This window comes from Ensifer sp. ENS09, assembly GCF_014852425.1.
Classification (GTDB): Bacteria; Pseudomonadota; Alphaproteobacteria; order Rhizobiales; family Rhizobiaceae; genus Ensifer.
Map to the genome: position 1 here is coordinate 44,741 of NZ_JACVBP010000003.1, position 21,730 is coordinate 66,470.

Consider the following 21,730-nt stretch of genomic DNA (forward strand, 5'->3'; position numbering starts at 1 on the left):
CTGCCGGACTGACCAACACAAAGCCGAAAACGGCACGAGAGGGAAAACAGCATGCTGAAAAGATTGACATTGGCCGCAATGCTCGGCCTCGGAGTGGCAAGCGGAGCGCTGGCCGCCGGTGAACGCCAAGGCGGAACGCTCGTCTTTACCGCACCCTATGGCTCGAGCTTCGCCACGCTTGATGTTCAGGCAAGCCCGAACACGCAGGAAGAATTCATCACCCAGGCGATCCACCGCGCCCTCTACAGCTGGGATTCAATCCAGAACAAGCCGGTGCTGGAACTCGCAAGCTCGGAAGAGGTGTCCGAGGACGGTACGGTGCACACCTATCGCCTGCGCGACAATGCCGTCTTCCACAACGGCAAGCCGCTGACGGCCGACGATATCATCTACAGCTACAAGCGCATCGCCAACCCGAAGAACGCCTTCCCGGGCGCCAGCTATATTGCCGTCATCAAGGGTGCGGATGAGTTCATCGCCGGCAAGGCCGAGGAGATTTCCGGTCTCAAGAAGATCGACGACCACACGCTGGAGATCACCTATACCGGACCGATCAACCCCGGCTTCCCGCTGATGCAGAACACGACGGTGATCTATCCGTCGAATGTCGAGGATGAATCGAGCTTCGCCAAGACCCCCGTCGGCCTCGGTGCCTTCGTCTTCAAGGAACACGTGCCGGGTTCGCAGGTCGTCGTCGAAAAGTTCGACAAGTACTACGAGGAGGGCAAACCCTATCTCGACCGCATCAACATCGTGCTGATGGCCGAGGACGCCGCGCGCGACGTCGCATTCCGCAACAAGGAAATCGATGTCTCCATCCTCGGGCCTACCCAGTACCAGGCCTATCAGGGTGAGGACGCGCTCAAGGACCACTTGCTCGAAGTCGCCGAGGTCTATACGCGCAACATCGGCTTCAACCCGGCCTTCGAACCCTTCAAGGACAAGCGGGTCCGCCAGGCGATCAACCATGCGATCAACGCACCACTGATCATCGAACGGCTCGTCAAGAACAAGGCCTACCCGGCTTCCGGCTGGCTGCCGCTGTCTTCGCCGGCCTTCGACAAGGACAAGGCGCCCTACGCCTTCGATCCTGAGAAGGCCAAGGCTCTCCTTGCAGAAGCAGGCTATGCCGATGGCTTCGAATTCGAAGTGACGGCGAGCCCGAACGAAAGCTGGGGCGTGCCGATCGTCGAAGCCATCCTGCCGATGCTGAAGAAGGTCGGCATCACCGTGAAGCCGAAACCGGTCGAAAGCTCGGCGCTTGGCGATGCCGTGACGTCGAACAACTTTCAGGCCTTCATCTGGTCGAACCTGTCCGGTCCCGACCCGCTCAATGCGCTGCGTTGCTTCTATTCCAAGACGGCGCAGTCGGCCTGCAACTACGCGAGCTATTCGAGCCCGGATTTCGACAAGCTCTATGAGGCGGCCCAGCAGGAACGCGACCCGGCCAAGCAGGGCGATCTGCTTCGCCAGGCCAACAACATCGTGCAGGACGATGCGCCGGTCTGGTTCTTCAACTACAACAAGGCCGTCATGGCCTACCAGCCCTGGATCCACGGCCTTGTCCCGAACGCGACGGAACTGGCGGTTCAGCCCTATGACGAGATCTGGATCGACGACACGGCTCCGGACGCACGCAAATAGCCCTTGAGAGGTTCGGGGCGGCTTCGGCCGCCCCACACATCAGTTGTCCCACCCAGTCGGGTGGCCAAAATGGAACCGCTCATGCTTCGTTTTACCCTGCGCCGCATTCTGCAGGTCGTCCCGACGATCGTCGTGGTGGCGCTGCTGATCTTCGTTATCTTCTCCGTCGTCCCCGGTACCTTCGCGGCCAGCCTCTTTGCTGACGGCAAGCGCGCCGCCGATCCGCAAATGATCGCTCGCCTCAACGAGGAGTTCGGTCTGAACAAGCCGCTGATGGAGCGCTTCGTGACCTATGTCACGGATCTCGCCCAGTTCGATCTCGGCACCAGTTTCCGCACGCGCCAGCCGATCATCGACCTCATCGGTGACCGCATGGGCGCCTCGCTTCAGCTGGCCGTTGCCGCCATGGTCTTTGCCATCGTCGTCGGCGTGCCGCTCGGCTTTCTTGCCGCACTCCGGCCCGGTTCGATCCTCGATACCGTGACGATGATCGGCGCGGTTTCGGGCCTCTCCATGCCGCAATTCTGGCTCGGCCTTTTGATGATGTACCTCTTCGCGCTGCAACTGAACTGGCTGCCCAGTTTCGGCTATGGCGACGGCTCTTTGCAAAACCTCATCCTGCCGGCCGTGACCCTCGGCGTTACACCGCTGGCGCTGCTTGCGCGTACCACGCGGGCCGGCGTGCTCGACGTGTTGAACGCCGATTTCATCCGCACCGCCCATTCCAAAGGCATGAGCGAGGCGAAGGTCGTGCGCTGGCATGTGGCCCGCAATGCGCTGGTGCTGATCGTCACCACGGTCGGCCTGCAGTTCGGCTCGCTGATCGGCCAGGCCGTCGTCATCGAAAAGCTGTTCGCCTGGCCCGGCATCGGTTCGCTCCTGGTCGACAGTGTGGCGATCCGCGACATTCCCGTGGTGCAGGGCACGATCCTCGTCATCGTGCTGTGGTTCCTGATCATCAATACCGCCGTCGATCTGGTCTATGCCGCGATCGATCCGCGCATCAAGCAGGAGTGACGCCCATGCGCCTCGGCTTCAACTTCTGGCTCGGTGCGACGCTGACGGCGCTGGTTATCTTCGCCGGTCTCCTTGCCCATTGGATCGCACCCTTCGACCCGGTGCTCGATGCGGACCTGATGAATTCCGAACTGCCACCGGACGCCACCTTCTGGTTCGGCACGGACGCGCAGGGACGCGATGTCTATACCCGCATTCTCTACGGCGCGCAGATCTCGCTGACCGTCGGCATCGTGTCGCAGGTGATCAACTCGATCATCGGCGTCACGCTCGGTATGACCGCAGGCTATTGGGGCGGCTGGTGGGACGACCTGGTCAACGGCCTGACCAACGTCATGCTCGCGATCCCCTCGCTGATCTTCGCGCTTGCCGTGATGGCGGTGCTCGGCCCCGGGCTGCCGTCGCTTTTGATCGCGCTCGGCCTCACCAACTGGAGCTGGACCTGCCGCATCGCCCGGTCTTCGACGCTGTCGCTGAAATCGCAGGGCTACGTGCAGGCGGCCCAGACGCTGGGCTATGGCGACCTGCGCATCATGTTCACGCAAATCCTGCCGAACATGATGGGGCCGATCCTCGTCATGGCGACGCTCGGCATGGGCTCGGCGGTGCTGTCAGAAGCTGCACTCTCGTTCCTCGGGCTCGGCATCCAGCCGCCGTTCCCGAGCTGGGGCTCGATGTTGACCGATGCCCGCCAACTCATCCAGCTCGCCCCCTGGGCGGCGCTCTTTCCCGGCCTTGCCATCTTTCTTTCGGTGCTCGGCTTCAACCTTCTCGGCGACGGACTGCGCGACAGCCTCGATCCGCATATGAGGACGCGCAAGCCATGACCGCGCCCCTTCTCGACATCAAGGACCTCCAGCTTGGCGTTTCGCTAAGCCGTTCCAGCCACCATCCGCTGCTCAAGGGCGTCTCCTTCCAGATCATGCCCGGCGAAGCCTATGGTCTCGTCGGCGAATCCGGCTCCGGAAAATCGGTGACATCGCTTGCCGTCATGGGCCTTTTGAAACGGCCGCTCGCCGTCACCGGCGGCGAGATACTGTTCAAGGGGCAGAACCTGCTGGCACTGCCGAAGCGTGAGATGCGGCGGCTGCGCGGCAACCGTATCGCCATGATCTTCCAGGAGCCGATGACGGCGCTGAACCCGCTTTCGACGGTCGGACGACAGATCGCGGAGATGTTCGTGCTGCATCAGGGAAAAAGCTGGGCGGAAGCCGAAAAGCTCGCGGTCGAGGCGCTCGGGAACGTGCGCGTGCCCAATCCTGATCGGCGTGCCAGGAACTACCCGCACCAGATGTCCGGCGGACTGCGCCAGCGGGTGATGATCGCGATGGCGCTTGCCTGCAGTCCGGACCTGTTGATCGCCGACGAGCCGACGACGGCCCTCGACGTGACCGTGCAGGCCGAGGTGCTGCGGCTGATCAAGGAACTCTGTGCGGCACGCGGCACGGCCGTTCTCTTCATCAGCCACGACCTCGGCGTCATCGCCAGCATCTGCCAGCGCGTCGGGGTGATGTATTCGGGTTGCCTCGTCGAGGAGAACGAGACGCGGGCGCTCTTTGAAAGCCCGAAGCACGAATACACCCGCGGCCTGCTCGGCGCTCTGCCGCGCCTTGGCAGCCGCAGCGAGCATGGGCGGCAGCGGCTCGTCGATATCGACAGCATCATCGCCGACCGCTCGAAGCTGACGGAAAGCCGCTTCATCATGCCCCGTGAACTGGAGGGGAGCCAGCCATGACCGCTCCGCTGTTAGAGGTGGACGATCTCCACGTCCGTTTCCCGATTTCCGGCGGCGGCCTGCTCGGCAAAGGACGACGTACGCTCCACGCCGTCAACGGCATCAGCTTCGAGCTCGCCAAGGGCGAATGCCTGTCGATCGTCGGCGAGTCCGGTTGCGGCAAGTCGACGACGGCGCTCTCCATCCTCGGCCTGCAGGAACCGACCGAGGGCGTGATCCGCTATCGTGGTCAGCCGCTGGCGGGGCCCGGCGCGCCGCACCGGATGGACCGGGCGAAGGCGGTGCAGATGGTGTTCCAGGACCCCTATGCCTCGCTCAACCCGCGCCAGTCCGTGCGCACTTCGCTCGCTGCACCGCTGCGCCTGCACGGTGTTACCGCCGCCTCGGAAATCGAGGGCCGCATCGAGGCGATGCTGAAGAATGTCGGCCTGACGCCCGAACAGGCCGGGCGCTATCCGCACGAGTTCTCCGGCGGCCAGCGTCAGCGCATCGGCATTGCCCGCGCGCTGATCCTCGAGCCTGAAATCGTCGTGCTCGATGAACCGGTCTCTGCCCTCGATGTGTCGATCCGTGCGCAGATCATCAATCTCCTGCTCGACCTTCAGGAAAAGCTCGGCCTGTCCTATCTGATGATCAGCCACGATCTGAGCGTGGTGGAGCATATGAGCGACCGGGTGTTGGTGATGTATTTCGGCGAAGTCGTGGAAGAGGGCGGCTGGCGCGAGATTTTCGAAGCACCCACTCATCCCTACACGCGCCGGCTGATTGCCGCCATCCCCGATCCGGATGCGGCGTTGAAGCCGGCGGCGGGGCAGGCGAGCGACGTCGCCGTGCCGCACCTTTCCGGCCGCAGCTTCGTTTCCGATGGCAGCACCGCGCCGGATGTCTTTACTGCCCCCGTGCGGTCCGAGCTGATCGAGATCGGCAGAAACCATCGGGTTCGGATGGCTGTGGCCTAACCGATGGAATGTGTTGAGCGAAGCCTCGTTCCGCCTTGCGGCAAAGATGGGCTAGGTTGCTCGACATCCGAGCGTGGAATCTTTGAAATCTAGGATGAGCCAATGAAACGCATGCCGAAGATCGCCGTGATCATGGATGAAAACACCAGTGCGGGTGGCGGACGCTATGACGTCTCGAGAAACTACTTCTCCGCTCTTCGCCGCGCCGGCGCCTTTGCCTTCGGCATTCCCTATATCCCTGACATCGTCGACCAGGTCGTCGAGGAGTTTGATGGGTTCCTAAGCGTCGGCGGCCGCATCAACTTCCCGAAAAGCTGGTATGTCGAAGGAGACCAATCCCAATATCCGCCCTCGGATCGACTGGCCGTCGACATGGCATTGATGGAAAGCTTCCTTGCGCGCGACAAGCCGGTGCTGGGCATCTGCAACGGCATGCAGATGCTCGGCTGCCTCAACGGTTGCCGGATGGTTTCCGATGTCCATTCGTCGTGGCCCGGCGCGCTCAATCACGACCAGGCCAATTTCTCGCATGACGTCAGCATCGTCGCCGGCACCAGAATGGCCGACATCCTCGCCGTCGAAACATTCGCCGTGAACACGTTTCATCGCGAAGCGATCGTCGAGGTCTCCGATGCCGTGACCGTGACTGCCCGAGCCCCCGATGGAGTGGTCGAAGCGATCGAGGTCGCCTCGCAGACCTTTGCCATGGGGCTGCAATGGCACCCTGAAATGCTGGATGCGGACAGCCATCCGGGCGCTCGCGTTTTCGACGCCTTCGTCGAGGCGTCAAACCGGCACCTTCGATAACCTGCCTTGTTGCGCTCTTCCGGAAGCACATTTTGCCGTCTCGCGATTGACGTTGGCGGCGCCAGCAAATAGGGCCAAGCCGAGAGGCGTGCCGAACGCCGGCAGACAGCAACAGGAGTGTAGAGTGAGCGAACCGACCGTAGCAGAGGCAACAGATCGCATTTACGCATCGCTGCAGGCAGACAATGCCGACATCGATCTTCATATCGCGACGCTCAAGGCAGCATTGACGCGGGCTGGTTTGAAAGAGGCCGTCTTCGATCCGACCAGGCTCGTGCAAAACAACCGTTCCGGACGGAAGCTGATGCAGGCATACTTTCGGCAGCGCGGCGTAACGGTGAAATTCTCCGCTTAAGGATGTCTTCCACACAGATAGGCCGCGGCAAGGCGGCCTATGAGGTGGCATTCCTGGTCCATGTGGAGCGGTCGGCGAACTACCCCGGCCGAACCTCTCGGCGCGCGACCCTTTCAATCGGTCATCTCGCGCGCAAACGGCCTCTGGCCGCATTTTGTAGCCGCGTCCGGTAAGCGCGCCACGTTCGCGCTTCAGCCCCGCGCTTTGGCGATGGCGTCCTTCAGTCCTTTTTCATCCAGAACGCCGGGAATGATCGCCGAGCCGATGACGAAGGATGGCGTGCCAGCGAAATTGAAGGCGAGTGCCTGGCTGTAGTTGCGGTCGAGCAGTCCGGAAATCTTGGCATTATGCGTGTTCACGGCTGCGGTCAGCTCCGTCATCGAAAGACCTGCGCCGATCAGCGCCTTCTCGATGTCGTCCTGCGACAGCCTCGCCTTGGTCTTCATCAGTGCTTCCATCGCCGGCTGGTACTTGCCGATTTGGGCGGCTCCAAGCACCGCTTGCGCGGCAAAGACAGAGGCCTCGCCCAAGATCGGCCAGTCCTTCAGCACGAGCCGCACGTTTCCGTCGGCCTTGACCACCTTTTCGACCGTCGGATGCACTTTCTTGCAGTAGGGGCACTGATAGTCGAAGAATTCGACGATCGTGACATCGCCTTTCGGATTGCCGAGGACAGGCGCGTCCTTGTCGAAAAACACTTCCTCCTTGGTCAATTGCTGGGCGAAGGATGGTCGGCCTCCGACAAGCACGGCGGCAGCGGTCGCGACCGTGGCGGTCAGAACGGTTCTGCGGGTGAGCATTAGATTTCTCCTTGTGCGAATGGGGTGACGCCGAAAGCGACGGCGCGTGTGGCGATGGCAAGGGCCATGCCGCGCAGGCAAACGGGGGAAGTCGGAAAGGCTGGAGCAATCATTCTGTCTGCTTCCTGTCCTCAGATGAAAAGGCGGCGAGCCGCTCGGCGATTGCCTCGCGCGAGATTTCGCCGAGGTGGGTCGCGGCGAGCGTACCGTCCGGATTGATGAAAAGTGTGGCGGGAAGGCCGATCGCGCCGTAGTGCCGGGATAGGTCCGAGAAAGGATCGAGAAGAATGTTTTCCAGGTCGACGCCGGTTTGGCGCAGATAGGATTCTATCGCAGCGCGGCTTTCGCCCTGGTTGGCGAAGAGGAAGTCGACCTCGGGATTGCCTTCGGCCATCCCCGCCATCATCGGCATTTCCCGCCGGCAGGGCGGACACCAGCTTGCCCAGAGATTGAGAACCGCAGGCCGGCCCTTGCGCTCGGCGATGGCAAGGGCTTCCTCCCGTGCGAGCACGGCATAGGACGTTTCCGGGGCACGGGGTGCCGTGCCGCTATCGGTGAGGGTTGTAACGACGACCCAGACGAAGAGGCCGGCAGCGAGGGGCAAGATCGCCCAGGGTGCGGCTTTTGGTGCTCTTCGCCAGAGGATCAGCGCGGAGAGGAGAACGCCGAGGAGGCCGCCTGTCGGGGAAAAACCGCCCTGCCAGATGGCGAGAACGCGCAACGGCTCCTGCAGGAAGCTCTCGGCATGGGCGAGCACATGCCCCGCCCGCGCGCCGACAACGCCCAAAAGTGTGGCCGTCGTCGTAAAGCTGCCAAGCCGGTTGTCGACGCGCGCAGCAAGGAGAGCGCCGATCAGCATGAACACGACCAGGCCGACGATCACCGAAAAGCGATCGGCAGAGAAGGCGAAGGGGCCTATCGCGACGGCGTTCATTGCGCACCACTCTTGGCGATCCGTGCCGCCTCCGCAAGCGAGGCGGACGTGATTTCGCCGACGAGGCGCGTACCGGGCGCCTCGTCCTTGCTGGGGTCGAAGAAGATCATGGTCGGCGGGCCGACGACGGCAAGTGCGCGCATCAGCGCGCCGTTCTCCGCATCGAGGGTGCTGACGTCGAGGCTTGCCAGCCGGACCCCGCTGAGGCCGGCAACGACATCAGGCGCCGTCAGCACGGATCGTTCGATCGTGCGGCAGGTGACGCACCAGTCCGCGGTGACATAAACGAGGGTAGGTTGCCTGTCGGCTGCTGCGGTGTCGAGAAGGCTGGAGAGTGCACCGGCCGAGCCGACCTTGGTAAAGTCCGACTTCTGGATGGTGGCTGTCTGCCCACCGCTCGCTGTCCCCTTGAGCGGACCGAGGGGGGTAAGCGGATCGCTGGCTCCAAGGCCGAAGCCCACCAGCAGGAGACTGCCCCAAATGAGCGAGACGACAGCGGTCAAGCGCGCCAGCACGCCATAGCCGCGCGTCGGGCGCAGCCCGTCGAAAGCGCCCGCGTAGATGCCGAAAGCAAGGGCCAGCACGGCCCAGGGCAGGAGGAGGAAGCGCTCCGGCACCAGTGGCGTCGCAAGCCAGATCGCCGTTCCCAGAAAGGCAAAGCCGAAGACGTGCCGCACACGTTCCATCCACGCGCCGGCGCGCGGCAGCGTCTTGCCGCCGATCGTCGCCATGATGATCAGCGGAATGCCCTTGCCAAGTCCAAGCGCGAAAAGGGCGAGTGCGCCGACCGCAATGTCACCGGTCCGGGCAATGTAGAGGAGAGCGCCGGCAAGCGGCGCGGTTACGCAAGGGCCGATGAGGAGGGCGGAGGAAAGACCGAGCAGGGCGGCAGCACCGACCGAGCCGCCCTTCTGCCGGCCGCCGCTCAGGCGGTTGCCGATCGCTGCCGGTAGCTTGACCTCGAAGAGCCCGAAGCTGGAGAGCGCCAGGAGCACGAACAGTGCCGCGACCACGCCGATCGCGACGGGCGATTGCATCACGATCTGCAGGTTTTGCCCCGACCAAGCGGCCACGATGCCAAGGAGACCGAAGGCGGACGCAAGGGCCAGCACATAAGCGGAGGCGAGCATGAAACCGCGTCGTGCCGTCAGCCCCTCTCCCTCGCGCGTCAGCATGGCCGCGACGATCGGATACATCGGGAAGACGCAGGGTGTGAAGGCGAGCAGCAGTCCGAAGCCGAGGAAGCCGGCGAGAAGCAGCGCAAGCCCGCCCCCGGTCATCAACCGATCGACCGCCGTCTCGCCGCCGTCAGCTGCGATGGTAAACCCTGTGGCCGGCGCTTCCACGGGGCGTGCGTCCTTGGCAGGTGCAAAGGCAAAGCCACCCACCGGCTTGCTGATGGTCATCGCGGCGGTATCGATTGTGCGCGTTGTCGGCGGATAGCACAGCCCGCCGTCCTGGCAGCCCTGATAGGTGAGGCGAACGGTCTGAGGCGCATCGGCGACCCAGGCCGAAGCGTTCCGATAATAGACCTCGGTCGTGCCAAAGCCCGGGTCGTCCTTGCCCGTGCCCGGATCGGTCTGCAGGGCGATCGGTTGATTGCCCTCATCTTCTGCTGCCAGGAAGTCCCTGTAGAGATAGTAACCGTCGGCGATCGTCCACGTGATCGCCAGCCGGCCGTCGTCCTGCCTGGCGATTGCAGGCACGAAGGCCTGATCCATCGGCAGGGGCGCTTCGAGCGCCCGGGCCGGCAGGATCGCCGCAATCAAAACCCAAACCAGTGCCAGCAGACTTACTTTCCGCATCGTTCTTGCGTCCTCGTCTTCATTCGAGGGCGGAGCGATCAAGCCGCTACCTTAAGGCAGCCTTAAAATGACGGATCGGGCAAAAGGATGGGAAAGGGCCGCGCAAACTGGATGCGCGATCCAATGCCCTGAGACGGTGTGGTGTTGGAGATAGGTTGAACTCGCTAGAAGGCTTGCGTCGACGACGATCTCGCGCTGTGGTTTAGTGTCGGCGACGGGCTCGCTGGACGAGATTGAGAAGTGATTTTTAGGTGACCTCCATTCCTTTCAAAGGCGCAAAAATCGCTTTGCTCCACCAAGGGCAATTGATCGCCTATCAGCGTGACGACAAGCCGGAAATTCCGTTTCCGGACATGTGGGACCTTCCCGGCGGTGGGCGCGAAGAGGATGAAAGTCCGCTGGAGTGTGCAATCCGGGAGACCCGCGAAGAATTCGACATCGAGATCGATCCGAAGTGGATCGTGTGGGAACAGCACTATCCAGCCGCCATCCCGACGGAGCCCGGAAGCTATTTCTTCGTTGCCGAGCTTGAAGATGGCTTCGGGGCGATACGATTTGGCGACGAGGGCCAGCAATGGGCCTTCATGCCCATTGCCGAATTCCTGGGCCACCCAAAGGTCGTTCAGAGCTTGAAAAACAGATTGCGCGACTACCTTGTGAAAAACACGTGATCTGATCTTTCAACGCCGCTTTCGCACACTTGCGGCTATGTGCAGGCAACGCTGGATTTTCACTATTTGGATCGCCGCCACCGATGCAGCAAGGGTCAGTCCGTTAAGACCTTGGCGCTGACTTTCTCCAGCGTCGGGTTGTCGCGGACACTGCGGTCGGTCACCAGAACATCGACCGCCGAGAGCGGGGCAAATTTGTAGGCGCCGACCGTTCCAATCTTGTCAGGTGTCGCGATCGCGACCACCTCGGCAGACACCTGCAGCATCGCGGCTTTGACCGCCGCTTCGTCATAGCCGGCGGTGGTTAGGCCGTACTCCTCATGGAGACCATGAACACCGATAAAGCAGATATCCGCGCTCAGGGCGTGGATTTGCTCGAGGACACGCGCGCCCAAGGTCATCTGGCTCCGCTTGTCGAAGACCCCGCCGAGAAGGATGACTTCAAGGTTTCGGTGTTCGGCTGTCGCCGTCGCAATGGTTGGGCTGTTGGTGATGACTGTTGCCCTCAAGTCCAGTGGCAGATGCTTGGCAAGCTCGAGATTGGTGGTTCCGCCATCGATCATGATGATCTGATCGGGCAGAACGATCTCGGCGGCGACGCGTGCAAGCTTCGTCTTTACGTCCCTGGCAATCTTGTATCGCCCCTGGAATGGTTGTTCACCGGGCGTCACCGGGAGGGCAGCGCCGTGAACGCGCTTGATCAGGCCGTCGGCTGCGAGTTCCCGAAAATCGCGCCGTGCCGTGTCCTCCGACAGCGAGAAGCGCTCTGCCAAGTCGGCGGTGGAAAGTCGGCCCTTTGACTGCAGTTCAGCAAGAATGAATTTACGGCGCTCGTCCGGGGTCGATTCCAATTTCGTTGCTCCATCCAGATTGCACGATTGTACGTATTCGTGCATATACAGGAATCACAAGATCTCAACAAGGATTATGTGATGAGCGCTTTGGCTATCAAAGGAAATGTCGTCCTCCCGAACAGGGTTCTGGAAAACGCGGTGGTCGAATGCCGCGGTGATCGCATTGCGACCGTTTCCGCCGACGGGGAAATTGGCGAGACCGCGACCGTACTCGACATGTCCGATTACTTTATTTGCCCGGGTTTTGTCGATATCCACATCCATGGGGCCGCGGGCGCAGACTACATGGACGGCACGGCTGAAGCGGTAAGGACGGTCAATCGCACCCATGCGCGACATGGCACCACCTCGGTGTTCCCGACGACGACCACCGGATCGTTCGAGCAACTCGATGCAATGATCAAAGCGTGCGAAAACGTGCAATCGAATTGGTTGTCCTCGGATGGTGCCCGGATCGCCGGCGTGCACTTCTACGGTCCCTATTTCGCCGAGGACAAGGTGGGGGTCCATTCTAAGGAAGGCCGCCGGGATCCCGTTCGGGAAGAGTACGAATACTTCCTGACCAAGGATATCGTCCGGATCGCGACATGCGCATCCGAGCTGCCAGGCGCGCTCGAGTTTTTCGAGTTCGCGCGCCAGCAAGGCTGCTTCATCACCTGCGGCCACTCGAATGCGGCATGGGGCGAGCTGGAGGCGGCGTTCGCGCGCGGCATGCGGCATGTCGATCACTTTTGGTGCGCAATGAGCTCCGTGTCGTCGTTGCGGCAGCGCTTTGGCACGCCGATGCAGGCGGGCATGGAACAATACGTTCTCATGAACGACGAGATGAGCACCGAGGTCATCGCTGATGGCATCCATCTCTCCGACGATCTCCTGCGTTTCGCCTTCGAGATGATCGGCCCGCAAAGGACCTGCCTGGTTACGGACGCAAACCGCGCCATGGATGCGCCTCCCGGCAAGTATAGGTTCGGCTCGGAAGATGACGGCACCTGGGTGTTCAGCGACGGCAATTCGGTCAGAGGCGCCGATGGAAGCCTTGCAAGTTCCATGCACGGGATGGACCGGATGGTTCGAACGATGGCGCATGCCGTCGGACGCGACCTGCCTTCGGTCATTCGGATGGCTTCGCTGACGCCGGCGGAACTGGTTGGCGCTGCCGGCGACATCGGAAGCATCGAGGCGGGCAAGTTGGCGGACTTCGTGGTGCTCGACCGTGATCTCAACGTGAAGTCGGTGATCATCGGGGGTGTCGTTGCCGTCGGCGATGGTGCAAACCTCGGGCAACAGATCTGATGCGGGCGCCCGAAGTCGCTCTCGGCATCGATGTCGGCGGCACTAAGACGCGCTGGATGATCGCTCACGACGGAGTCCTTCGGGCCGATCATCAGGTTCCGACGGTTGCCTGGAGGCACGCCAGCTATTCCGACGAGGATTGCCTTCGGTTGAAGCGCCTCGTGGAGGCGACCTTCGACGGGGTTACGCCGTCGAGGGTTGTCATGGGGGCGAACGGCTGCAACGACGAACAGGCACTCCGCCGTTGCGAGACCGCGCTTCGTGATGTGACGGGGTGGAACATCCGGGTCGTGAACGACGCAGAGCTGCTTGCGGCTGCAGGCCATGGGCGAGGCATTTCGCTGATTGCCGGAACGGGGTCCATTGCTGTCGCGAGAGACCGCGCCGGCACGCTGATATCGGCCGGTGGCTGGGGATGGCTCATTGGCGATGACGGCGGCGGGGCCGGTTTGGTTCGGCGCGCCCTTCAGGAGGCGCTCGCCGCCGAGGATATTGGAATGCCGGATCGCCAGCTTTCGCAGGCGCTGATGGAGAGCCTGGCGATCCCAAGACTTCTGCGCGCGAACGAGCGGCTGGCGGAGGCGCCGTCTGCGGCTTCCCTGGCATGTCACGTACCTGCGATCTTCGAGGTTGCAGCACGTGGCTCCAGGATCGCCGGGCGCGTTCTGGAGGACGGGGCGTCCAGTCTTGCAGATCTGGTCGGCAGGCTTCACCGACGCGGCGCACCCGGCCCGGTTTTTGCCGGAGGCGGCCTATTGGAAAGCCAGGCCCGGTTCTTCAGCCATGTGAGCCGCCTAATCCGGGAGCGATACGGCCTCATCGTGTTTCTCGTGCGTGATCCACCTGTGGTCGGCGCGGTGAAGCTGGCGTGCGAGAGGGGTGTGGCGCCAGGCACCCGTGAATGCTCGCCGAGCATTGGTCTCGCTTCTTAAGCTGCTGGGAGAGCGCGTAGGGAGATTGCTGTCCGGTGGCGCTGCGGTCGGGTGTGGCGATCGACCACGCCGAACAGTCGCCCTTGATCGACTGGTGGCTCTAAGAAATCGACATTTGTTCGATGTCTGTCTTGTACCGGACGAGCACTTTCTGGACGGCCGGTCGGCGCCCTTCGATCGGGCAGTTAGAGAGTGTGCCGGCCCTTCGAGAGTGACGGCCGAACGATCGTGGGCATTCAGTCGGCTCGCCTGCTGAGAGCACCGGCCCTTCGGCCGGCGCCCAGGCTCTATTGCCTGTATTTCCTAGTGGGTTGCACCCGATCCGCCGGCTGCGACGATCGCGAAGGGTTGTCCTTCGACAGCGATGGTGCGGGTTTCCTTCAGGGTATCCGTGTCGATCAGGCGCACCAGGCTTTGGCGCGGATCGGTGATGGCCAGGTGGTTGCCGGCGACGGCCAGGCGGGGCCTTGCGTCGCGCCAGTGACCGTCTTTGCTGTAAGGTTCCGTGACGGTCTCCGATTTGGTGATCACGCCATCCACGACGTCGAGCAGGTGAAGCTTGCCGTCCTCCGTCAGGATGTAGGCGTTGCGTGACTTTGCCGGATCAAGGATGAAGTCGACCCGCCGCAGCGGCAGTTCGACGAGGCGGTAGGGTTCCTTTGCGTCGGCGTCGATCAGCACCACCTTGTCCTCTCCGTAGTTCCCAAGGAAGAACTGCATGGAGGTGCCGCCGAGCAGGGTCGAGACCTTGCCTTCCGGCAGCTTGTCGCCATAGGCGAGCATCTCGAGCTTGGGGCCGTCGAGCCCGCCCGGACGCGCGACCAGGACGCCCTCGGCGCAACCGAAGGCGACCAGACGTGCGGACGTTGCTTCACCGTGGAGCCCCGTGCAGGTTGCAACATCGCCGACCTGCTTGCCTTCCTTGTCGAGGACGCGCAGACCCAGGCGAGGAGGAAGCTCACCTTCCTTGACAGGGGCTTCGAGGTTCGGGACCGAAACGAGAAGATGATTGCCGGTCGAGACCGCGACGCCATGGTGTGCGGCGGTCGTGTCGTAAGCCTTGAGTTCCGCCTTGCCGTCCAGAAGCGCGCTTTCGCCAAGCAGATCGAACTTGCCGCCGCGGTCGTAGAAGATGGCGAGATCGTCACCATGGGCAACCACGTGGCCCGGCTTTTGCCCGCGGATCGTCGTCTCGAGAAGCCTTGGATCCTCGACTTCGATGTCTCGGTGCTCGCCGTGATCGGAAAGGGCGATGCCGGTGTCGATGGCATGGATCAGGTTCTGTTCGCCCTGGACAGCAAAGACCGTGCGCCCGGTATCGCTCAACGAAAGGGCGGCGTAGCCCTCAAGGTCGAAACGGCCGATTTCCTTGTCCGTTTCCAGATCGATGGCGCGAACCACGGGCTTGGTGTGGTCGGCAATGAACAAACGCCAGGTCTCGCGCTGCTGTTCTTCCTCGGCATGGGAGGTCAACGGAAAAGCGAGGGTCGCAAGAATGGTCGTGGCAAAAAGCGCGGGCAAACCGGAGCGGGACATGAAATCTCCTATAATGTAATAACGTAACGTTCGTTGTGTTATAGCGTTACGTTTCTCTTGTCCAGCGGCAACAACCTGGCGTTTGCATCGGTGTCGGCGAGGACGGCATAGGCGGTTCGCCGAGAGTTCTGCCGTGACCTTGACGTCAAGGGTGGTGAGGCTTGGTCTCGCCAATGCGATGGTCACTTTGTGACTTCGCCTGTGGAAGGCGGATGGCGGCCTGTCTCGCCGCCATCCGCCGAAACGTTTGGTTTTATTGTGGTGGAGTTTGCCGATCTTCCTGGAAGGGCGGGGCGGCGAGATGGACCCAGACCCACCATAGGGCCACGCATCACGGATGCGGTCGCCAAAATGCGGCTGGGTCCGGTCGTGCCGTCACTTCGTTGCGCCCTGCCTCAAGGACAGCTTGTTCCCGCGGCGCTGCGGCAGGCGGCCGTTCAGAACGATGTAGGCGACAAGGCCGATCACCAGACCCCAGAAGGCCCCGCCGATGCCGAGCAGCTTGATGTTCGCGGCGGAGGCCAGGAACGTGATGAGCGCCGCTTCGCGGGAGGCCGGGTCGGCTGTCGCTGCCGCAAGGCTACCCCCGATCGTGCCGAGCAGGGCAAGGCCCGCAAGCGTGGTGATGAAGGTTGCCGGAAACGCCATGAACACCGCCGCAAGCGTAACGCCGAACACGCCCACGAGCACGTAGAAAAAGCCCGCAGCGATACCCGCGATCCAGCGCCTGGACGGATCCTCATGGGCCTCCTTACCGGTGGCGATCGCCGCCGTGATTGCCGCGATGTTGAAGGCGTGCGAGCCGAAAGGCGCCATGATCAGCGAACCGAGGCCCGTCGCAGTGACGATCGGGTTGGCGCTGGTCTTGAAGCCGTCATTCCGCAACACCAGCATTCCCGGCATGTATTGGCCGGTCAGCGTGATCAGAAACAGCGGTAAAGCGACCGAAAGCAGCGCGTTCAGGGAGAATTCCGGCATCGTGAAAATGGGGGCCGCGAACTCGAGCTTCAGGCCCGACAGGTCGACCCGGCCCTCTGCGAGCAGGAACAGGAGCCCGAGGACGAGAATGCCCACCACGGCATAGCGGGCGGAGAAGCGCTTCAGGACGACATAGGCGACGATCAGCAGGCCGACGAGCAGCGGGTCGACGCTTGCGCCGCCGAACGCGCCGATGCCGAACTGCAGCAAAATGCCGGCGAGCAGGCCAGCGGCGATGCCCGGTGGAATCAGCCGGATGACCTTCTCGAAATAGCCCGAAAGCCCGAGCGCGACGAAAGCCAGGGCCGAGATCATGTAGGCGCCGATGGCTTCGGCATAGGGCGTGGTCGCAAGTGCTGTGACGAGAAAGGCTGCGGCCGGCGTCGACCAGGCGGTGATGATCGGCTCGCGGTAGCGCCAGCTCAGCCAGAGTCCCGTCAGTCCCACGCCGATGGATATCGACCAGACCCAGGACGCCGTCAGCTCGGAGCTGAGCCCAGCCACCTTCGCGGCCTGAAAGACCAGGATGAAGGTGCCGCCATAGTTGACGATGACGGAGATCAGGCCCGCGACGATGGGATGGGCAAGATCGTTGAAGCGAAGGGATGACGGGGAGACATGGGAGGTCATGATCTATCGGGGCTCCTGATTTTTCGGGAAGGACGGGTAAGCCGCGTTGACAAATAGCCAGCCAATGGCCCGATATGCCCATCCATTTTCCTCAATCTGGCCAGACCATTTGTTCAAGCATTCGCAACTCGAGTCCGTGAAGGCATGGATTGCCCAGCCCGCCCAGGCGGGCATGCCGCTTCATGCGCGCATCCAGCGGGCGATCCGACAACTGATCCTCGACGGTGCGCTTGGGCCGAAAAAGCCGCTTCCGGCTTCGCGGGCGCTGGCCAAATCCCTCGGCGTGTCGCGCGATACGATCGAAGCGGCCTATGGCCAGCTTCATGCCGAAGGTTTTATCGACCGGCGCATCGGCAGCGGCAGCTTCGTGGCCGAGGTGACGGAGTTTGCGCCCGGCAGGCGCCAGACTCCAAGACGCACGCAGTCGCTCAACCAGGCGCCGGCCTTGAGCAGGCGCGGCAATGCCATGTTCGGCAGCGGCGGCGTCAGCGAGCAGCTGTTGCCGCGACCCTTCGCCCATGGCGTGCCGGAGACGCGCAGTTTTCCGCTCGCGCTCTGGGAGCGCCTCGGACGGCAGGTCCTGCGCGAAACCGGCAGACGGGCGCTGCTTCACGGCGACCCGCAAGGGATCGAAGAGCTGCGCCGCGTCATTGCCGACTATGTGAACCTTGAACGCGGCGCCCGTGCCACGGCCGAACGGGTGCTGATCCTCACCAGCTCGCAGCAGGCGCTGACCTTGTGCGCCAACATGCTGCTCGATCCCGGCGACCGTATCTTCATCGAGGATCCGGCCTACTACGGCGCACGCAAGGCGTTCGATGCGGCGGGGCTCGAATGTGTGCCGATCCGCGTGGACCGCCACGGCATCGCCGTCGACCAGATCAAGGCGGAGACACGCAAGGTCAAGGCGGTGTTTCTGACGCCCTCGCACCAGTTCCCGGCCGGCGCGACGCTGGCGCTCGATCGCCGTCTGGCGCTGATCGAATGGGCCAGCCGCCATCAGGCCTGGATCATCGAAGACGATTACGACAGCGAATTCCACTATGCCGGCAAACCGACGGCCTGCCTGCAGGGCCTCGATCCACACGACCGGACGATCTACATCGGAACTTTCACCAAATCGCTCTTTCCCGGCCTCCGGATCGGCTACGCCGTTCTGCCGCCCGAGCTGGTCAAGCCGATGACCGTCGCGCGCACGCTGCTTGACGGACACTCCGCGCCGATGGCGCAGCTGACGCTCGCCCGGTTCATGGAAGGCGGACATTTCGGTGCCCATGTGCGCAGCATGCGCGGCATCTATGCGGACCGGCTCGACCTTCTGGCGACGCTCGTCGGAAAACATCTGCCGCAGTTCCTTGAAGCACGGGTGCCCGATGGCGGCCTGCAGATGCCGTGCGCACTGACGGGCGCGATCTCGGAGGCCGTAGCCGCCGATGCCGCGCGACGTGTGGGGATCGAGATCATGGGACTGTCGGCGCTTTACGCCGGCGGCAAGCCCGAGCCCGGGTTTCTCATGGGGTTTGCGGCCTATACGCCAAGCGAGATCGAGGGGGCGGTCCGCAAGCTGGCGAGCGCTCTCCTGGCTGCGGCGAAGTCATAGGCCGTGCGAGCGTCGCCCCAACGTCTCGCTATTCAGTCCTGGATGACGAGCTGGAACCATGTGTCGAGGAATCGGCTGCGCTTGACGGCGTCGAGATAGACGAGCAGCTCCGGTCCCAATTCGATGAATTGCACGTTCTTCATCGTGTCGAGGTCGCGCGACCGGGTCAGGCCGACCTGTTCGAGCGCGCGGTCGGCGCGATCGGAAAGCAGGAAATCGACCACATCGCCGGCGGTCGAGCGATTGCGGGCCTTCTCCGGGATCAATGCCGTCCAGGGCAGCGCCAGCACGTAGTCTTCAGGGATGACCATCTCGATCGATGCGGTCTTGCGCATCCATTTGCGCACGGCGGACAGGGGCACGTTGTAGCCGATGTCGATGTGGCCTTCCGCCATCGCCTGCAGCAGTTCCTCGTTGCTGTCGAACATGCGGGCCTGCGATGCACCGACAGCGCGGGATATGCGCCAGAAGAGCGGCGATCGAAGCGCCTCCTGCGAGGCGAAGGCATAGCTGACATCGTCGATGCCGATGTTGACCAGCCCGACCCGGCGCAGCAGGCGCGCGCGGTTCTGCTCCAGCGTACGCGCGAGTTCGGTTCGGGTCCGCGGGACGTCGGACGGTGCCAGCGCGCCCTTGCGCACGACAAAGACCGCCGGGTCGTAGCCGATGCTGAAGACTTCGCTGCGCCAGTGGGCCTGTTGCTGCGGCCGGTGTTTGAGCGCCGAAGCGCCATGCCGCGAGACACTGCCTTCGTTGGCGAGGTAAACGGCAAGATCCGGCGTTGGCAGCACGAGCACGTCGATCGGGTCGGCGTCATCGACGCCCGCCAGCAGCCGCGAAATGATCTGGCTCGGCCGCGCCTGCCTGTACTGGCCCTTTGTGTGCGGCATGTCGGCCCGAAGGGCGTCGAGCAGCGGCTGCATCGTCGGCTGTGCATCGACCCCGACGATGGTCAGACGTTCCGGAGCAGCCCGCGCCGGAGCCGATGCGGCAAAGAATGCGACAAGAAGCATGAGCGTGAAGCGAACGATCATGCCGGAATTCCTCCCTTGGGCAGGCAAACCGCGACCGACAACCCGCCTCCATCCCGATCGTCGAGGCTGATGCTGCCGCCCATGGCTTCCGCGACGGTTCTGGCAATGGCGAGCCCAAGGCCAGAGCCCGGTTTGCTGCTGTCGGCGCGGGAAAAACGTTCGAACATTTGCTTGCGCATCTCCATGGGAATTCCGGGCCCCCGATCGGAAACAACGAAACGGACCAGGCGATCCGCCTCCGTAACGGTGACCTCGATAGTTCCCGGCGCGTGCACCAGCGCGTTTTCGATGATGTTGCGTATCATCTCGCGTAGGCTGACGGCCTCTGCCTCGATCTCGACGGCGTTGCTGGGCAGGTTAAGCGTGAGCATGTCGTCGAGGGCGGGATAGGAGCCTTCGGCCTGCAGGCGACGGATGGCCTCCCGCACAACGAGGCGCATGTCGAGGGTCTCGCGCAGACGCGATTCAATGCCGTGCAGCGTGCTTGCATCCGACAGAAGCTGGTTTGCGAGAACGCTTGCGTTGACCGAGTTGGCGTGGATGCGGCCGAGAATGTCACGCAATCTGCCCGCCGGCGCTTCGTCGATCGAAAGTTCTGCAAGTGCGCGCAAGGCGGTCAGCGGCGTGCGCAACTGATGGGCGGCGTCGGCCGTCACGCTCTTTAAGCCGACAAGCACGGAATCGAGCCGGCCCATGAAGTCGTTCAGCGCAGAGATCAACGCGCTCACCTCCCTTGGCACTGGGCCGGACACCGGGCTCAGATCAGACGAAGCTCGGTGGCGCAAATCGGCCTCGACCGTTCTCAGCGGTGCGAAAGCCTGGCGGACCGCCAGCCAGATCAGCAGGAATGCCAGCACGGAAACGGCGATCGCAGGAAGGGCCGCGTTGAAGGTCAGGTGCAGCCCGAGCTGATCGCGCGCCTCGCGGGTCTCGCCGACGAGAACGTCGACCCAGCCGCCGCCGGCTGCGTCGGTGCTGTAGCGGGCGACGGCGGCGATGCGGATCCGCTCGCCCCTGTAGGTGCTGTCGGCCAGCCGCAACTGCGGTCCCGTGCCGTGCGGGATCTCCAGGCCGAGGATCGGCGAGCCGGTGATGATCGTGCCGTCTGGGGCCGCCACCCGGTAGAAGATGCGATTGAGCCGGGATGTGCCGAGGATGGCGAAGGCGGAATGCGGCAGGTCGACGCTTGCGGTGCCGTCTTCGATAGAGACCGTGTCGGCAATCGAAAGTGCGGCCGCGCCAAGCACCCGGTCGAAGGCTTCTTCGGCCGCGTTGTGCGCATTCCAGCGCACCATCCAGTACAGGAAAAGCCCGATGATGATGAGCAGGGCAGCGCCGCTGAACAGAATGCGGCGCTCGATGGAATAGTCAGACCGCACCGCTTGCGCCGCTCCCGGTGCGCTGGCGCAGCATGTAGCCCACGCCGCGATGCGTGACGATCTCGATGTCGCAGTCCTCGAGCTTCCGGCGCACCCGGGAAACCAGCAACTCGACGGCATTCGGCGTGCCCGTGTCCTCATAGCCGAAGAGCTTTACGACCAACTGCTCCTTATTGACCGTCGTGCCGGCGCGGGTCGCCAAGGCCTCCAGCACGTCGAATTCGCGGCGGCCGAGGTCGAGCGGGCGGCCTTCGAGCATCACCGCGCGGGCCGAAAGGTCGATGGAGATCGAGCCCAAGCGCAGAACCGATTGCGCCGCCCCCAGGTGCCGGCGGGAGACGGCCCGAATGCGCGCAACGAGCTCGTGCAGGTCGAAGGGTTTGACCAGATAGTCGTCAGCGCCTAATTCGAGCAGGTCGACCTTGTCGGCCACCTGGTTGCGGGCGGTGATGACGATGACGGGACGCGTCAGCCCACCCTGGCGCATGGCACTCAGGATGGCGAAGCCGTCCCGCTTCGGCAGGTTGATGTCGAGGATCACCAGATCGTGCGAGGCGTTGAGGGCGAGCCGCTCTCCTTCCGCGCCGTCGAACGCGGTCGTGACCTCGTAGCCTTCCTTTTCCAGGCGCATGGAAATGGCAAAGGCGATGTCGGGGGTGTCTTCGATCAGGAGAATGCGCATCGCGTTTCCAGGTGACAGGATTGTGACAGTGATACTCCCATACACAGATCAAAAGCAGATGAGAACTATGAAGCTTTCGCCGGGA

Annotated in this window: 20 protein-coding genes; 11 read left to right on the plus strand and 9 right to left on the minus strand. The window is 63.1% G+C overall.

What is annotated here, in order from left to right:
- The first annotated feature begins 51 nt into the window (after positions 1-51).
- From IB267_RS15285 to IB267_RS15315, 7 genes are all read left to right on the plus strand, one after another.
- The gene (locus IB267_RS15285; protein ID WP_192448377.1) at positions 52-1,644 is read left to right on the plus strand and encodes an ABC transporter substrate-binding protein; all 1,593 of its coding nucleotides are present in this window, start codon (positions 52-54) and stop codon (positions 1,642-1,644) included.
- 81 nt (positions 1,645-1,725) lie between these two features.
- Positions 1,726-2,661 (plus strand): ABC transporter permease, encoded by a 936-nt coding sequence (locus IB267_RS15290; RefSeq protein ID WP_192448378.1) that lies wholly within the window; start codon positions 1,726-1,728, stop codon positions 2,659-2,661.
- A gap of 5 nt (positions 2,662-2,666) precedes the next feature.
- Positions 2,667-3,488 (plus strand): ABC transporter permease, encoded by an 822-nt coding sequence (locus tag IB267_RS15295; RefSeq protein WP_043620630.1) that lies wholly within the window; start codon positions 2,667-2,669, stop codon positions 3,486-3,488.
- Positions 3,485-4,396, plus strand: coding sequence for an ABC transporter ATP-binding protein (locus IB267_RS15300; RefSeq protein ID WP_192448379.1), 912 nt, complete (start codon positions 3,485-3,487; stop codon positions 4,394-4,396). The genes IB267_RS15295 and IB267_RS15300 overlap by 4 nt, the downstream gene beginning before the upstream one ends.
- Positions 4,393-5,355: an ATP-binding cassette domain-containing protein gene (locus IB267_RS15305; RefSeq protein ID WP_192448380.1), complete on the plus strand. Its 963-nt coding sequence runs from the start codon at positions 4,393-4,395 to the stop codon at positions 5,353-5,355. Before IB267_RS15300 ends, IB267_RS15305 begins: the two co-directional genes overlap by 4 nt.
- 102 nt (positions 5,356-5,457) lie before the next feature.
- Positions 5,458-6,162 carry a gamma-glutamyl-gamma-aminobutyrate hydrolase family protein gene (locus tag IB267_RS15310; RefSeq protein ID WP_192448381.1) on the plus strand — a complete coding sequence of 235 codons (705 nt, stop codon included), beginning with the start codon at positions 5,458-5,460 and terminating at the stop codon, positions 6,160-6,162.
- 124 nt (positions 6,163-6,286) lie between these two features.
- Positions 6,287-6,517, plus strand: a complete 231-nt coding sequence (locus IB267_RS15315; protein WP_192448382.1) for a hypothetical protein — start codon at positions 6,287-6,289, stop codon at positions 6,515-6,517.
- A 191-nt stretch (positions 6,518-6,708) separates the two neighbouring features.
- Here IB267_RS15315 and IB267_RS15320 read toward each other — a convergent pair whose 3' ends face one another.
- The 3 genes from IB267_RS15320 to dsbD all read right to left on the minus strand — a co-directional run bounded on the left by IB267_RS15320 (position 6,709) and on the right by dsbD (position 10,056).
- Positions 6,709-7,317 carry a DsbA family protein gene (locus IB267_RS15320; RefSeq protein ID WP_192448383.1) on the minus strand — a complete coding sequence of 203 codons (609 nt, stop codon included), beginning with the start codon at positions 7,315-7,317 and terminating at the stop codon, positions 6,709-6,711.
- Between the two features lie 109 nt (positions 7,318-7,426).
- Complete coding sequence (locus IB267_RS15325) at positions 7,427-8,251, minus strand: TlpA disulfide reductase family protein (RefSeq protein WP_192448384.1); 825 nt, start codon at positions 8,249-8,251, stop codon at positions 7,427-7,429.
- A complete protein-coding gene (gene dsbD, locus IB267_RS15330) occupies positions 8,248-10,056 on the minus strand; it encodes a protein-disulfide reductase DsbD (RefSeq protein ID WP_192448385.1) in 1,809 nt (602 codons plus the stop codon). The genes IB267_RS15325 and dsbD overlap by 4 nt, the downstream gene beginning before the upstream one ends.
- Before the next feature lie 251 nt (positions 10,057-10,307).
- Between dsbD and IB267_RS15335 the strand changes: the two genes are divergently transcribed.
- Positions 10,308-10,727 (plus strand): NUDIX hydrolase, encoded by a 420-nt coding sequence (locus tag IB267_RS15335; protein ID WP_192448386.1) that lies wholly within the window; start codon positions 10,308-10,310, stop codon positions 10,725-10,727.
- 95 nt (positions 10,728-10,822) lie between these two features.
- Here the strand turns inward: IB267_RS15335 and IB267_RS15340 are convergent, their stop codons facing one another.
- The gene (locus tag IB267_RS15340) at positions 10,823-11,578 is read right to left on the minus strand and encodes a DeoR/GlpR family DNA-binding transcription regulator (protein ID WP_192448387.1); all 756 of its coding nucleotides are present in this window, start codon (positions 11,576-11,578) and stop codon (positions 10,823-10,825) included.
- A 27-nt stretch (positions 11,579-11,605) separates the two neighbouring features.
- Here IB267_RS15340 and IB267_RS15345 point away from each other — a divergent pair, with 27 nt between their 5' ends.
- Both IB267_RS15345 and IB267_RS15350 read left to right on the plus strand, forming a co-directional pair.
- Positions 11,606-12,874, plus strand: a complete 1,269-nt coding sequence (locus tag IB267_RS15345) for an N-acetylglucosamine-6-phosphate deacetylase (RefSeq protein ID WP_210335888.1) — start codon at positions 11,606-11,608, stop codon at positions 12,872-12,874.
- The gene (locus IB267_RS15350) at positions 12,874-13,806 is read left to right on the plus strand and encodes an N-acetylglucosamine kinase (protein ID WP_192448388.1); all 933 of its coding nucleotides are present in this window, start codon (positions 12,874-12,876) and stop codon (positions 13,804-13,806) included. Before IB267_RS15345 ends, IB267_RS15350 begins: the two co-directional genes overlap by 1 nt.
- Positions 13,807-14,109: 303 nt before the next feature.
- Here IB267_RS15350 and aztD read toward each other — a convergent pair whose 3' ends face one another.
- Together aztD and IB267_RS15360 are read right to left on the minus strand one after the other, a co-directional pair.
- Positions 14,110-15,342, minus strand: a complete 1,233-nt coding sequence (gene aztD / locus IB267_RS15355) for a zinc metallochaperone AztD (RefSeq protein WP_192448389.1) — start codon at positions 15,340-15,342, stop codon at positions 14,110-14,112.
- A 375-nt stretch (positions 15,343-15,717) separates the two neighbouring features.
- Entirely contained in the window at positions 15,718-16,950 is a 1,233-nt protein-coding gene (locus IB267_RS15360) for a benzoate/H(+) symporter BenE family transporter (protein WP_192448390.1), read from the minus strand.
- Positions 16,951-17,059: 109 nt separating this feature from the next.
- On the opposite strand from IB267_RS15360, the gene IB267_RS15365 reads away from it, so the two are divergent.
- Entirely contained in the window at positions 17,060-18,550 is a 1,491-nt protein-coding gene (locus IB267_RS15365; protein ID WP_192448391.1) for a PLP-dependent aminotransferase family protein, read from the plus strand.
- A 32-nt stretch (positions 18,551-18,582) separates the two neighbouring features.
- Here the strand turns inward: IB267_RS15365 and IB267_RS15370 are convergent, their stop codons facing one another.
- The 3 genes from IB267_RS15370 to IB267_RS15380 are packed head-to-tail and all read right to left on the minus strand — an operon-like array spanning position 18,583 to position 21,645.
- Complete coding sequence (locus IB267_RS15370) at positions 18,583-19,584, minus strand: ABC transporter substrate-binding protein (protein ID WP_192448392.1); 1,002 nt, start codon at positions 19,582-19,584, stop codon at positions 18,583-18,585.
- Positions 19,581-20,963, minus strand: coding sequence for a sensor histidine kinase (locus IB267_RS15375; protein WP_192449315.1), 1,383 nt, complete (start codon positions 20,961-20,963; stop codon positions 19,581-19,583). Before IB267_RS15375 ends, IB267_RS15370 begins: the two co-directional genes overlap by 4 nt.
- The gene (locus tag IB267_RS15380; RefSeq protein ID WP_043620592.1) at positions 20,953-21,645 is read right to left on the minus strand and encodes a response regulator transcription factor; all 693 of its coding nucleotides are present in this window, start codon (positions 21,643-21,645) and stop codon (positions 20,953-20,955) included. Before IB267_RS15380 ends, IB267_RS15375 begins: the two co-directional genes overlap by 11 nt.
- Positions 21,646-21,730: the final 85 nt, after the last annotated feature.